The sequence below is a fragment of the Pseudoxanthomonas sp. genome (assembly GCF_036845285.1).
Classification (GTDB): Bacteria; Pseudomonadota; Gammaproteobacteria; order Xanthomonadales; family Xanthomonadaceae; genus Pseudoxanthomonas_A.
This window is the reverse complement of the sequence record NZ_DAIUEE010000002.1, coordinates 65854-79134: the sequence shown is the minus strand read 5'-3', so window position 1 is coordinate 79134 and position 13281 is coordinate 65854. Positions and strand designations below refer to the sequence as shown.

13 protein-coding genes are annotated in these 13281 nt (G+C 64.6%); 4 read left to right on the top strand and 9 right to left on the bottom strand.

Features of this window, described 5'->3' with window-relative positions; translation table 11 throughout:
• Positions 1 to 16 precede the first annotated feature (16 nt).
• Positions 17 to 1264, bottom strand: a complete 1248-nt coding sequence (locus tag V7060_RS02770; RefSeq protein ID WP_334177739.1) for a DUF418 domain-containing protein — start codon at positions 1262 to 1264, stop codon at positions 17 to 19.
• A gap of 111 nt (positions 1265 to 1375) precedes the next feature.
• Positions 1376 to 1855 (bottom strand): peptidylprolyl isomerase, encoded by a 480-nt coding sequence (locus tag V7060_RS02765; protein WP_334177738.1) that lies wholly within the window; start codon positions 1853 to 1855, stop codon positions 1376 to 1378.
• An 83-nt stretch (positions 1856 to 1938) separates the two neighbouring features.
• Here V7060_RS02765 and V7060_RS02760 point away from each other — a divergent pair, with 83 nt between their 5' ends.
• The 3 genes from V7060_RS02760 to V7060_RS02750 all read left to right on the top strand — a co-directional run bounded on the left by V7060_RS02760 (position 1939) and on the right by V7060_RS02750 (position 4434).
• Positions 1939 to 2499: a C40 family peptidase gene (locus tag V7060_RS02760; RefSeq protein WP_334177737.1), complete on the top strand. Its 561-nt coding sequence runs from the start codon at positions 1939 to 1941 to the stop codon at positions 2497 to 2499.
• 119 nt (positions 2500 to 2618) lie between these two features.
• Positions 2619 to 3395 (top strand): C40 family peptidase, encoded by a 777-nt coding sequence (locus tag V7060_RS02755; protein WP_334177736.1) that lies wholly within the window; start codon positions 2619 to 2621, stop codon positions 3393 to 3395.
• Between the two features lie 169 nt (positions 3396 to 3564).
• Positions 3565 to 4434, top strand: a complete 870-nt coding sequence (locus V7060_RS02750; protein ID WP_334177735.1) for a bile acid:sodium symporter family protein — start codon at positions 3565 to 3567, stop codon at positions 4432 to 4434.
• Here V7060_RS02750 and V7060_RS02745 read toward each other — a convergent pair.
• Together V7060_RS02745 and V7060_RS02740 are read right to left on the bottom strand one after the other, a co-directional pair.
• Positions 4431 to 4868, bottom strand: a complete 438-nt coding sequence (locus tag V7060_RS02745) for a GNAT family N-acetyltransferase (protein WP_334177734.1) — start codon at positions 4866 to 4868, stop codon at positions 4431 to 4433. The two genes, V7060_RS02750 and V7060_RS02745, sit on opposite strands and share 4 nt — an antisense overlap.
• The gene (locus tag V7060_RS02740; RefSeq protein WP_334177733.1) at positions 4865 to 6142 is read right to left on the bottom strand and encodes a dicarboxylate/amino acid:cation symporter; all 1278 of its coding nucleotides are present in this window, start codon (positions 6140 to 6142) and stop codon (positions 4865 to 4867) included. The genes V7060_RS02745 and V7060_RS02740 overlap by 4 nt, the downstream gene beginning before the upstream one ends.
• Positions 6143 to 6281: 139 nt before the next feature.
• On the opposite strand from V7060_RS02740, the gene V7060_RS02735 reads away from it, so the two are divergent.
• Positions 6282 to 7979, top strand: a complete 1698-nt coding sequence (locus tag V7060_RS02735; RefSeq protein ID WP_334177732.1) for an alkaline phosphatase — start codon at positions 6282 to 6284, stop codon at positions 7977 to 7979.
• Positions 7980 to 8081: 102 nt separating this feature from the next.
• Here the strand turns inward: V7060_RS02735 and V7060_RS02730 are convergent, their stop codons facing one another.
• From V7060_RS02730 to V7060_RS02710, 5 genes are all read right to left on the bottom strand, one after another.
• On the bottom strand, positions 8082 to 10184 hold the full coding sequence (locus V7060_RS02730; RefSeq protein ID WP_334177731.1) for a peptidase domain-containing ABC transporter: 2103 nt from the start codon (positions 10182 to 10184) through the stop codon (positions 8082 to 8084).
• Between the two features lie 516 nt (positions 10185 to 10700).
• Complete coding sequence (locus tag V7060_RS02725; RefSeq protein WP_334177730.1) at positions 10701 to 10862, bottom strand: hypothetical protein; 162 nt, start codon at positions 10860 to 10862, stop codon at positions 10701 to 10703.
• 108 nt (positions 10863 to 10970) lie between these two features.
• Positions 10971 to 11408: a hypothetical protein gene (locus V7060_RS02720; RefSeq protein WP_334177729.1), complete on the bottom strand. Its 438-nt coding sequence runs from the start codon at positions 11406 to 11408 to the stop codon at positions 10971 to 10973.
• A gap of 40 nt (positions 11409 to 11448) precedes the next feature.
• Positions 11449 to 11610 carry a hypothetical protein gene (locus V7060_RS02715; protein ID WP_334177728.1) on the bottom strand — a complete coding sequence of 54 codons (162 nt, stop codon included), beginning with the start codon at positions 11608 to 11610 and terminating at the stop codon, positions 11449 to 11451.
• 84 nt (positions 11611 to 11694) lie between these two features.
• Positions 11695 to 12960 carry an HlyD family efflux transporter periplasmic adaptor subunit gene (locus V7060_RS02710; protein ID WP_334177727.1) on the bottom strand — a complete coding sequence of 422 codons (1266 nt, stop codon included), beginning with the start codon at positions 12958 to 12960 and terminating at the stop codon, positions 11695 to 11697.
• Positions 12961 to 13281 lie beyond the last annotated feature (321 nt).

The window sequence follows — 13281 nt, the reverse complement described above, 5'->3', positions numbered from 1 at the left end:
CCCAGTCTAGTCGCAATCAGCCGGCACGAATCTTCAGCGGCTGCCGTTTCAGGTACGTCGCCGACCGCCACAGCCACTCCATCGGGCCGAACCGGAACCGCGACAGCCACAGATGGCTCACCAGCACCTGGAGAGCGAACAGCGCCAGTCCGAACACCGGCTGCCAGGCGCGCGGCAATTGCTCGAAGTACCCCAGGCCATAGCCATAGAACATCCAGGTGCACACCAGCGACTGCATCAGGTAATTGGTCAGCGCCATGCGGCCGGCGGGTGCCAGCGCCGACAGCGGCCGCCGCCACCATGGAGCGCCGAGCGCACGCACCACCCAGGCCACGTAGCCCAGGCACATCAGCAGGTTCGCCAGCATCTGCAATGCGAACGCAGTGGAGATGCGCAGGTCGAACGTGGCGAAATCCATCGTCGGCTCAAGCGCCACCGAACCGAGCATCGCCAGCACGCCGATCGGCAACGCGATCCAGCGCAGTACCGCGTAGAGCCTCGGGAACTCGCGTGGTCGCGCCATGGCGCCGCTGCGCACGAACCAGGCGCCCAGCAGGAACATGCCGAACACGATGAAACCGAACATCGTGAGGTTGCTGAGCGCCATGCCGGTGCTCTTCAGGCGCTGCCAGGTGGCCTCGGCATAGGTGCCGCTGCCGTAGGCGGTCCGTTCGCTTTCGATGAGCACCTGCATCTGCTTGCCGATCTCGCCCATGGCCTTGTCCCAGCCCTCGGTGCCGCCCAGCACCGAACCCATGGCGCCCATCAGATACATGAAGCCGACCGGCATCGCGTACGTGACCAGCCCCAGCGGGACCAGCCAGCGGGTCGGCAGCGGACGGAAGGCAAGCAGCAGGAACGAGCACAGCGCGTACATCATCAGGATGTCGCCGGCCCAGATGAAGATCGCGTGGACCATGCCGAAGGCCAGCAGCACCAGGCTGCGCCGCCAGTACACGCCGGCGAACGGCCGGCCCGCCTGCTCGGCGCGCTGCGACATCACCGCGAAGCCCATGCCGAACAGCAGCGAGAACAACGTGTAGAACTTGCCCTGCACCAGGATGTAGATCAGCAGGTCGACGGTGCGGTCCATCCCGGAGAGCGCAGGATCGAGGCCGCTGCCGGACGCCATCACCGGCCCCACGAAGCCTTCCAGGTTCATCAGCAGGATGCCCAGCAGCGCGAAGCCGCGCAGGACATCCATCGCTTCGATGCGTTCAGCCACCTCGATCGGTGCCAGGTTCTCCGTGATCGTTGCCGTCATTCCCTTCCCCTTGTTGGTCGCATCGATTAGACCATGCGCCGCGCGGCATCCGGCTCGCAAAAAGAAACGGCCCGCTTGCGCGGGCCGCCGGATCACGCGATATCGCGCGACTCAGTGGTGATGACCACCGTCGCCGTGCACGTGACCGTGCTCGAGTTCCTCGGCACTGGCTTCGCGCACGTCCACGATCTCCACGTCGAAGTGCAGGTCCTTGCCGGCCATCGGATGGTTGAGGTCCACGTCGACGACGCTCATGCCGACCTTCTGGATGGTCACCGCGCGCGGACCGAAGTTGGTCTGCAGCACGACCTGCTGGCCCGGCACCAGGCGCTGGTTGCCGAAGTGCTTCTTGGGTACGCGCTGGCTCAGGCCGTCGCGGCGCTCGCCGTAGGCATCGGCCGCCGCCACCTCCACGCCGAAGCTCTCGCCGGCTTCGCGGTCCTGCAGGGCGTTCTCGAGGCCGGGGATGATGTTGCCGTGGCCGACCAGGATCGCCAGCGGCTCACGGTCCTTCGAGCTTTCGATCGGCTCCTGGCCGGCTTCGGACACGGTGTAGTGGAAACGGACGACGCTGTCTTTTGCGATTTTCATGCGGGACTCTGGACGGGGCCTGCCGGCCGGCAGGACGGGAGCGGCTTGTCGGCCGCAAGGGAATGCGGCGAAGATGCGCCGCGATGAAGGCCCGACATTATCCCGGCTTGCCCCTGCCCGCGCCACTTCGATGGCCGGCCGTGCTGCTGCTCTGCACCGGCCTGCTCGCGCTCGCAGGCTGCGGCGGCTCCGCACCGCAGTCCCGCTCGCCGCCGCCCCCGCCTTCCGCCCAGCGCGCGTGGCCGGCGGTGCAGGCCGACGACCCGGCGGCGGCCACGTCCGTCCTGATGCGCGCCATCGGCCTGGTCGGCACGCCGTACCGCTACGGCGGCAACACACCGGAATCCGGCTTCGACTGCAGCGGGCTGGTGACCTACGTCTACCGCGACATGCTGGACCTGCGGCTGCCGCGCACCTCGCGCGAACTGGCGCAGGTGCAGGGACCGAAGATCGAACCACGCCGCCTGGCACCGGCCGACCTGGTGTTTTTCGGCAGCAAGGGCAATGTCACCCACGTCGGCATCTACGTGGGCGAAGGCCGGTTCGTCCACGCTCCCAGCACGGGAGGCACGGTCCGCCTGGACCATCTGGACGGCCCTTATTGGCGGGATCACTACAGCGGCGCGAAACGCGTCCTTCGTTAGGATTCGGTCAAGTCTGTGACGTGGAACGTTCACGCTTAACGAATAAATAACGATTTATGAACCAAATCAGGCCACTCAGCCGGCATTATCGCCCCTGACTTGTTAAACCCTCTCCGCGCGTGACGACCGACGACCTGCCGACAGGCCAGCCAGCCGCCACCCACCGCCTGCCGCGGAGGGTTTCCCGACTTCTCGTCGCCCTTGGCCTGTGCGCCACGGCATCCGTGGTGCAGGCACAGACTGCAGCCGCCGATGTCGACGCGGCGTCAACTCCCGCATCCGCCGACGTGGTGATCCAGGCCGCACCGCCCACCAAGTCCGTCACTGCCAGCGTCAAGGAGCGCGCCGCCGAGGCCGCCACCGCCACGCTGTCCGCCCTGCTTCCGCGCCTGGCCGCCAGCGATACGCTGCCGCTGGTCGATCGCTCCGCCATGGTCGCGGGTGACATCAGCAAGCTGCTCGCCGCCTACGACCTGAGCAAGGAAGGCGTGGTCTCGCAGGAACAGCAGGGCGGCAAGGTCAACATCGTCCTGCAACGTGCGCTCGCCCTGATGGGTACGCCGTACCGCTGGGGCGGCACTTCGCCCGACAGCGGCTTCGACTGCAGCGGACTGGTCGGTTACGTCTTCCGCACGGCGCTGGGCATCGAACTGCCTCGCGTCTCCCGCGACATGGCCTCGAAAGCAGATGCCGAACTCGTCGGCGCGCGCGAGGAACTGCGCCAGGGCGACCTGGTGTTCTTCGGGCTGAAGGGCCGCATCAACCACGTCGGCATCTATGTCGGCGAAGGCCGCTTCCTGCATTCGCCAAGCAGCGGCAAGGACGTGCGCGTGGACAGTCTGATCACGGGTTACTGGGCCAACCGCTACCTGAGCGGCCGCCGCGTCGCGATGTAACGCGGTCGCCACGTTGTGCATCTGAAGAAGGCCGCCTCGTGCGGCCTTCCTGTTTTCCGCTTGCGGTGCGCCGCAACTTGCGTCTGGCAATGCGTTGCGGCGATGCTCCGGCGGACGCGCCGATCATCGCGCACCACCTGTCCGTTGCGCCGAAGGGGAGTCGTACGCGATGCAGGCTTCATTGCTCACCAATCTGCTGTTGCCGCTGGCCCTGGGCATCATCATGCTCGGCCTGGGGCTTGGGCTGACGCTCGAGGATTTCCGTCGTGTCGCACGCTATCCGCGGGCCGTGCTGATCGGGCTGGCGCTGCAGATACTCGTGCTGCCCTGGGTCGCGTTCGGGCTTGCGCTCGGTTTCGGCCTGCCTGCCGAACTCGCGGTCGGCCTGATGCTGCTGGCGGCCTCGCCCGGTGGCGCCACCGCCAACATCTACAGCCATCTCGCGCGCGGCGACGTGGCCTTGAACATCACGCTCACCGCGATCAACAGCCTGCTCTGCCTGCTGACGCTGCCGGTGATCCTCAACCTGTCGCTGGAATACTTCCTGGGCGCGGGCCAGTACGTGCCGCCGCCGACCAGGAAGGTGGTCGAGGTCGCCGCGATCATCCTGCTGCCCGTGGCCATCGGCATGCTGCTGCGCGCGAAGGCCGCCGGCTTCGCCGCACGCGCGGAGAAGCCGATCCGGCTCCTTTCCGTCCTGGTGCTCGCGCTGCTGGTGGTCGCGGCCGTGGCGCAGGAATGGAAAACGCTGACCACGTATTTCGCCATCGTCGGCCTGGCCTGCCTGCTGTTCAATCTCGCCAGCATGGGCGCCGGTTACGCCGCGCCGCTGGCGTTGCGCCTGCCGAAGAAGCAGGCCATCGCCATCGCCATGGAGATCGGCATCCACAACGGCACGCTGGCGATCTTCATCGCGCTCAACGTGCTGCAGAATCCCACCGTCTCGGTGCCGGCGGCGGTCTACAGCCTGTTGATGTTCATCACGGCAGCGCTGTTCGCGTGGTGGGTGTCGCGCGGTACGCGCGAGGCCAACGCCTAACCTTCCTCACCTGGTCCGCGCGCGACATACGCCATGCTGATGGACGCCGGCGCGGTCTCGGCGAAGCCGAACCGCGCGTACAGGTGTTTGGCCTCTCCATCCGCGATCAGCATGACGTAGGCCGACGCGGGCGCATTGGCACGCAGCCACGCGTCCAGTGCCGCCATGATGCGCTTGCCCAGTCCCGTGCCCTGATGGTCGCGACGCACCGCGATGTCGACGATGGCGAACACGGTGCCGTTGTCGCCGACCACCCGGCCCATGCCGATCACCTCGCCCGCCTTCACCAGGCTGACGCCGTACAGCGTGTTCGCCAGGCCGCGCTCGGCCGCTTCGAGCGACTTGGGCGACAGGCCGGTGTCCACGCGCAGGCGCCGATACGTGGGCGTGTCGGGAAACGATTCGACCAGTTGGATCACCCCCGCACTGCTCATGGCGTCGGTGAGGCCTCATCCGCGAGACCCACGTTGCTGGACGCCCGCTCGTAGACTTCCCGGTCCAGCAAACCGGTTTCCTTCGCTACCAGCACCGGCACCAGCATCTGGCCGGTGACGTTGGTCATCGTGCGCATCATGTCGAGGATGCGGTCGATCGCCACCAGCAGGCCGATGCCTTCCAGCGGCAGGTTGGCCGCGCTCAGCACCACCGTGACCATCACCGTCGCCGTGCCGGGCACGCCGGCGGTGCCGAAGCTGCCGAGTACCGAGGCCAGCAGGATCAGGAAATACTGGTTGACCGACAGGTCCAGGCCGAAATACTGCGCCACGAAGATCGAGGTCAGCGCCGGATAGATCGCCCCGCAACCGTCCATCTTGATGCTGGCGCCCAGCGGCACGGCGAACGCCGCGTAGTCCTTGTCCACGCCCAGGTTGTGGGTGACGCTGCGCAGCGCCACCGGCATCGACGCGAAGCTGGAGGAACTGGCGAATGCCACCTGCATGCCGGGCGCCGCGCCGCGGAAGAACTTCCACGGGTTCAGGCCATGCGCGAGCAGCAGGCTGCCGTACACCACCACGATATGCAGCGCGCACGCCACGTACAGCGCACCGATGTAGCTGCCAAGCGGCAACAGCTTCGCGAATCCATAGGTGCCGACCAGGCTGCCGATCAGGCCGAACGTGCCGATCGGGGTCATTTCCAGCACGAAGCGGGTGACCTGCACCATGGTGTCGCTGGCTTCGCCGGCGAGCTTGCGCAGACCCGCGCTGCGCTCGCCCAGCTTGACCAGTGCGAAACCCAGCAGGCCGGCGAAGAAGATCACCTGCAGGATCTTGCCGTCGGTCAGCGCCTTGAACGGATTGGCGGGCACGATGTCCAGCAGTACCTGCACCGGCGTGGGTACCTCGCGCACCTGGTAGTCCGGCGCCGTCATCAGACCCGTGATTCCCTTGCCGGGCTGCACGATCCAGCCCACCGCCAGGCCCACGCATACCGCCAGCGCCGCCGTGATGGCGAACCAGAGGAACGTGCGTCCACCGAGCGCGGCGACCGACTTCTGGCCATGCAGGCTGGAAACAGCGTTGATCACCGCGAAGAACACCAGCGGCACCGCAATCATCTTGATCAGCGTGACGTAAAGGTCGCCCAGCGGCTTGAGCCAGACCCCCGCCGCTGGCCCCATGAGCCATCCCGCCAGCGCACCCAGCACGAAGCCGGCGACGACGCGCTGCCAGAACGGGATCCTCAACCAGGCCGAGACCAGCTTCATCCAGACGACTCACATAAGCGGAGGCGACACCTTAGCCCAAGCCCCTGCGGGCAGCGACCCTGCACGCGGGATGCCGGGTGTCATGAACAGGACACTGCGCGGACGTCATAATGATGCGTCCGCCCTACCCCGGTTTGCCATGCTCCTGCGCTCTTTCGTCTCGCCGCTCGCCGGCATGACCCTCCTGACTGCACTGGCCGGCTGCGCCAGCACCCCGCCTCCTTCCAGGTCGTCCGTAGTGCACGTCGACGTGCCGGTCGTCGCGCACCCCAAGGGCGAGACGCCGCAATGGTGGTATCGGAACGGCGCCGCGAAGGCCGCCGAGAACGGCGCGATGCGGGGACGCGCCAGGAACGTCATCGTGTTCCTCGGCGATGGCATGAGCCTGACCACGGTGGCGGCGGCGCGCATCTTCGAAGGCCAGCGCAAGGGTACGCCGGGCGAAGAGAACCTGCTGAGCTGGGAGCGCTTCCCGCACACCGCCTTCAGCAAGACCTACAACACCGATTCGCAGACACCCGACTCCGCCGGCACCATGACCGCCGTCGCCACCGGCGTGAAGTCGCACATGGGCGCCATCGGCGTGTCGGCCGGGCACCGGGGCGAGTGCACGCCCGATGGCAGCAAGGACCTGTTGAGCTGGCTGACGCTGGCCGACAGCGCGGGGCTGGCCACCGGCATCGTCACCACCGCGCGCATCACACATGCGACGCCTGCGGCCACGTACGCGCACGTCTCGCACCGCGACTGGGAAAACGACACCGACCTGCCACCGGAAGCCATCGAGGCCGGCTGCAAGGACATCGCGCAGCAGTTGCTGGCGGCCGCACGTTTCGGTCGAGGCCCGACCGTGGCACTAGGCGGCGGGCGCGGCGAATTCCTTCCCGTCGACGTGCGCGATCCGGAAGAAGACGACAAGGTCGGCCAGCGCCTCGACGGGCGCAACCTGATCGCCGAATGGCAGCAGGCGCATCCGCAGGGCGCCTACGTCACCAACACGCAGCAGCTGCAGGCCGCCGCCGAGGCACCGCAACTGCTCGGCCTGTTCGAATACGACCACATGCAGTTCGAACATGACCGCCGCAAGGATGCGCAAGGCGAGCCATCGCTGGCCGAACTGACGCGTGCCGCCATCCGCACGCTGTCGCGCAAGCCCGAAGGCTTCGTGCTGCTGGTGGAAGGCGCGCGCATCGACCACGCCAACCACTATGGCAATGCATATCGCGCGCTCGACGAGACCGTCGCGATGTCGGATGCGGTGCAGGCCGCGCTGGACGCCACCTCGCGCGACGACACGCTGATCCTGGTCACCGCCGATCATTCGCACACGCTCAACTTCGTCGGCTATCCGGTGCGCGGCAACCCGATCCTCGGCAAGGTACGCGGCCAGGGCGGCGAAGACGACACGCCGGGCGACCTCGCCCGTGACCAGAACGGACAGACATTCACCACGCTCACCTACGCCAATGGCCCCGGCTACACCGGCGCCAGCAACCGCCAGCCCGCGGGTCCGAAACGCTTCCTGCATGCACCCAGCAGCGTCGAACCCTCGGAAGGTCGCCCCGACCTGAGCCATGTCGACACCGAGCACCCCGACTACCTGCAGGAAGCACTGGTGCCGCTGAAGTCCGAATCGCACGGCGGCGAAGACGTCGGCATCTGGGCCATCGGCCCCGGCAGCGACGCCGTGCGCGGCACCGTCGAACAGAACACGATCTACCACTTCATCGTGCAGGCAGCGCCGGCGCTGCGCGCACGCCTGTGCGCAGCCGGCACCTGCGACGCCAATGGCGTGCCGGTGGAGTTGCCGAAGCCGGTGGATTTCCACAAGAAGTGATCCCGACGGGATCCGTAGCGCTCCTGTAGGAGCGGGCCATGCCCGCGATACTTTTCCGACGATCCCAAGCAAAAGCATCGCGCCCATGAGGCGCTCCTACGGTCAAGCCGGTACGGCAACCGATTCAGCGGACGCCTGCTGCGGACGCAACTCCTGGATGATGCTCCCCTGCTCCATCACCAGCACACGATCCGCGCTGGCGATGGTCTCGGGACGATGGGCGACGATGACCTTGGTCAGGCTCAACGCCTTGACTGCATCGTTGACCAGCCGCTCCTTCATCACATCGAGATGGCTGGTAGCCTCGTCGAGGAACAGGAGCTTGGGATTGCGATACAGCGCCCGCGCCAGGATCACGCGCTGCTTCTGGCCACCCGACAACGAACTGCCCATGTCGCCGATCAGGCTGTGGTAGCCCATCGGCATCGCGGCGATCTCGTCATGCACGGCTGCAAGCCGGGCTGCCGCTTCGATGCGGGCCTGATCCATCTCCGGATCGAAGAAGCTGATGTTGTCGGCCACGCTGCCGGCGAACAGCTGGTCGTCCTGCATGACGGCACCCACGATGGCGCGGACATTGCGTGGACCGATCCTGTGCAGATCGTGTCCGCCAATCCGGATGCTTCCCTCGGTGGGCGGCAACAGGCCCAGTAGCAGCTTGACCAAGGTGGTCTTGCCGCAGCCGGAGGCGCCGACGATCGCGACGGATTCTCCGGCTTCGATCATGAAGCTGCAGTCCTTCAGCACCCACGGCTCACCGTCGCCATAACGGAACGAGAGGTTCTCCACCTCGATCCTGGTGGTGGCCGGCGGCAGCGCCTCGGGCTGGGCGGCCTGCTCCTCCGGCGCCGTCAACACGATGTCGGCCAAGCGTTCGCCATGCAGGCGCAGCATGCGGAACTCGACCCACTTGTCGATCAGTGCAGCCATCCTTCCCGCGAACTGGTCCTTGTAAGCCAGATAGGCGATCAGCATGCCGACCGAGAACACGTTCTGCAGCGCCAGCGTGGCACCGATCCAGATCACGGCGATGCGTTCGATGCCGAACACCAGTTGGCTGGCGCTGTTGAAGCCCAACCCCATGCGCGCCAGCCTGACCTCCTGGTTGACCGTGTCGTGCATCAGATTGTCGTAGGTGCTCCGTCGCTGCGACTCCTCGCCTGCGATTTTCAGGCTCTGCATGCCGCGCAGCGACTCCAGCAAGTGGGTCTGCTGCTTTGCGCCGGCGACCAGTTGCTGCTCGGTGCGGTCGCGGACGGGACGGTACGCGACGGCACGGATGCCCAGATACAGGATCACGGCCAGCAACGTCACCAGCGCCAGCTTCCAGCTATAGAACAGCATCAGGCCCAGGGTGACCACGGCCATCAGGCCATCGATGATGGCTTCGACAAAACTGGTGGTCAGCGTGCGCTGGATGGCCTGCACCGACGACATGCGCGAGGTGATGTCGCCGAGATGGCGCTTCTCGAAATAGTCCAGCGGCAGCTTGAGCAGATGGGCGAATACATTACCCATCCATTGCAGGCCGAGCTTCGAAGACAAGTAAACGACGGACCAGCCGCGAAGCAGCCCGATGCCGATCTGCAGGACCAGCGCCAGTCCGAAGCCCAAACCCAGCACGGTCAGCAGATCGCGATCGGCGGAGACCAGCACCTGGTCAACCACCCACTGCATGTAGAACGGCGCCAGCACCACGAACACCTGCAGTGCCACAGACAGCAGCAGGATCTGTCCCAGTACCCGCCAAAGGCCACGGATGGGACCAGTCAGTTGTCTCGCCGTTACCGCAGGCGATGCCTTCTGCGGCTTGAACTCAGCCGTGGGCGTCAGTTCCAGCGCTACGCCGGTGAAGTGATCGGAGACCTCGGACAGCGAGAGTTTGCGCTCGCCGATGGCCGGATCGAGGACAGTGACTTTGTCTTTGCCTACCCTGGCCAGCACCACGAAGTGGTTCAGGTCCCAGTGCAGCAAGCACGGCAGCTTGAGCTCGCCCAAGTCTTCCATGTCCAGCCGCAACGGACGCACACTGAAACCCAGTTGCTGGGCGATATGTATCAAGTGGCTGAGCTTGGCACCCTTGAGGGACAGCGGAAAACGATGGCGCATTTCCGCCAAGCTGAGGCGCATACCGTATGCACCAGCCACCGTGACCAAGGAAGCGAGGCCGCACTCTGCGGCCTCGGACTGAATGATCGCCTTCATCTCCGTCATGACTCGAGAGCCACGACCCTCCTTGGCACCCGACTATTTGAAACCCACCGCAAAGAACACGCTAAAAGAATCCTTGAAGCGCTTCCGAGTATCCATATCAATCTAATCAAAACTCAATTCCCGACGTCGGAGGTTCTATTCTCGAACAAGCCCTGCGCTCTCAAATTATCTCTTTCCGCCATGCGCCCACCCAGAATCAACCCTAAAAAGAAAGCCACAACGGAGATGAATATTGCAGCACATACTGCAATTGAAACTATTCTTTTCTTGGACATGATACTCACCAAATTCTTGTCCCCCGAGGATGCATACACATCCACGGGGGACTGTTCTTTTAGGTCTTACTTGGTTTGTGCGTTGTCTCGCTCCGCCATGTTAGCCCCCAAATACGCACCAGCAGCGACTGTAGCGAGCGCGATGGTGACTGCGGCACCAATCAGTGCCGGAACGAGACCACCTGCAACATTCTGAATCTCATCTTGAGTTAGCTCTTTCATAGTCATCCACTCAGCAATCACGCTTTGAATAGTAGGAAGCAATCGCCGCCACGCCCATCAGCGGACTCACAGCGAAAATGACGGCGATTTCGACCTTAGTGGCCGTCGACATCTCGCACTTTTCCAAGCCTCCATCGATGAAACACAACTCATTGAAAGTAAGTTCACGCATTCAAGTACAACTCCTTTTGAGTGACGCAGTTCCCCTGCATCGTGGGCCGGGAACACACCCGGCAATTCATGCTCCTGTCTGGCGGGGGCTGGCAGCCAGAGGTTCGCCCTAGTTTTGATCGCCTTGAACGTTATTCTTGCCGTCCTCGACCAGTTCCTGGCCAAAGCTCTTCACTTCACCCACCGACACTCTTGTCGGAGCGCATACCATTCTTGCCGCATTCCCGAAACTCACCGCTCCTGTTCGCGGCTCCACGCGATATGCCCGTCCGTACACGATCTCATTCGGCTTCGCAGAAAAACGGGCCACATAAACGCCATCGTCGCGCGTGACGGCATCCATGAACGGCTTTCGCTTCCCTGCACGATACAAGGCTACATTTGCACCCGCGACGACTTGCCCCTTGCCGTACGTCACAGGAGAGACCACCTCGCATGTCGAATCGTTGATCATCCGAGCGGAAGCCCCACCCAACGCCGCCACTTCTTGTGGCGAAAGCAACAGCACTGGCGCTTCATCCGCCAGGACCGGCGCCCAGGCCAGCATTAGTGCTGGCAGCCACGCACGAAGCCTGGCAGAGGGCGGCTCAGCGACCACGAACCGCCTGCTGACGCTCACGCTCCTGGAGCATTTCCAGGAACTGCTGAATTTCCCACTCCGTCTGCTGACGGTCCTGACCCGGATAGTTGGGCGCCTCGCCGGCGCCGCCACTCACACCGCTCAGCTCTTCCCTATTCAATCCACGCATCGCCCTTCTCCTTTCGTTTTCTGGCACAGCCCCTGCACCCTGGGTCCGGGAACATTCCCGGCAATCTCGTTACCTCCGAACACGTCAACCACTGGCGACTTTTCCACCCAGCGAGTACAGCGGCTCGAAGATCCATTCAATCAACGCTCTGCGTTCACCGAGCACATCGGCATCCAGCACCATTCCCGGCCTGAGCGACTCAGGTTTGCCGTAGGCGGTGATCGCCTGTCGGGCGAGCGATACGGTCACCCGGTAAAACGGCTCACCGTGCTGCGCATTGCCGATCAAGGCACCCAATTCGCCCGGACTCAGCGCACTGCGGCTGATGGCCGCAACTCGCCCCTCCTGATGGCCAAATTTCTGGTAGGGAAACGCCTGATAGCGCAGCAGCACGCGGTCTCCTGGCTCGATGAAGCCGATCGCCCGACTCGGCACCAGCAACTCGGCTTCCAGACGCCCATTGCCCGGCAATAACGTCATCAATGGCTGGCCGGCTTGCACGGCCTGACCCGGCTTGACTACCTGCGTCGCCACCATGCCCTCGACCGGCGCCTTCACCACCAGCGCACCGCTGGCCTGCGTCTGCACCCGCTCCTGCTCAAGCTGCGCCAGCTCGCTCTGGAAGCCCGCGTCGCTTGCCTGTCCTTGCGCAGGCAACTCGCGCACTGCCTGTTGCAACTGCGCGATCAGACGACGCGTGCCGATAGCCTGACGCTGCAAAGCCTGCATCTGCCCCGTGTATTCCAGTACACCGGCTTCCTGCTGCTTGATCTGCAACACGCTGACGTACTGCCCATCCTCCAGCCGGCGCAGGCGCTCAAGCGTTTCGCTGGCGATGCGGATCTGGTCCTGGCGGGTCGCCACTTCCGATTCGATCTGCGCCAGTTCGAGCTGGGCGACCACCAACTGCTCTCGTGCACCTTGCCTCTGCGCTTGCAACTGCCGCTGCTGCGCCAGCTGTCCGGACATCAATCCCGCCTGCCGCTGGCCCAACTGCTGCTCCAGCGCGACCTGCGTATCCCCTGAGGCCAACGTCGCGCGAGGCACCGTGACCACCGCCAACACAGCGCCGACCTCCACACGACCACCCTCCGACGCATCGAGCCTGGTCACCACGCCGGTGGCCGGTGCGAGTACCGTGGCGAGACCTTGCGATGGCACCAGTTGTCCGGTCACTGTGGAACGGCGCGTGTACGTACCGAAGGTCACAAACAGGACGATGGCGCTGGCGACCACGACAGCAGAGAGCGTCAACACCCACAACCGGACCGGCTGCGCCAGCGATATGCCGCCCAGCCAGCTGCCGCGCTTGGCTTCCAGGACTTCGGGGCGGAACAGCGGTTGCGTCATGGCGGTGATGCGTCCTTGGGTGTTTAAAGCATAGGGTCCTTAGGGTCCCATTGCGCTTCGGCGATACGCCTCGCGCTTGCCTTCGCCACCATCCTGTCGCAGCCGCATCCTTGCTCTCAACACACAAAACAGCGTTGCCTGCCAGTCTTGCTGGCAATCACACCACAAGCCGCATTGAGCATCAGTGACTTGCGCGGGAATGCCAGCCAGACTGCACAACCAGGTGCCAGTATTGCTGACACAGTATTGTTAGTTGTCTGGCATCCTTTTCTCGACTAGCGTGGATACAGCCCAACGCAAGACGCACTACGCAATGAAGCT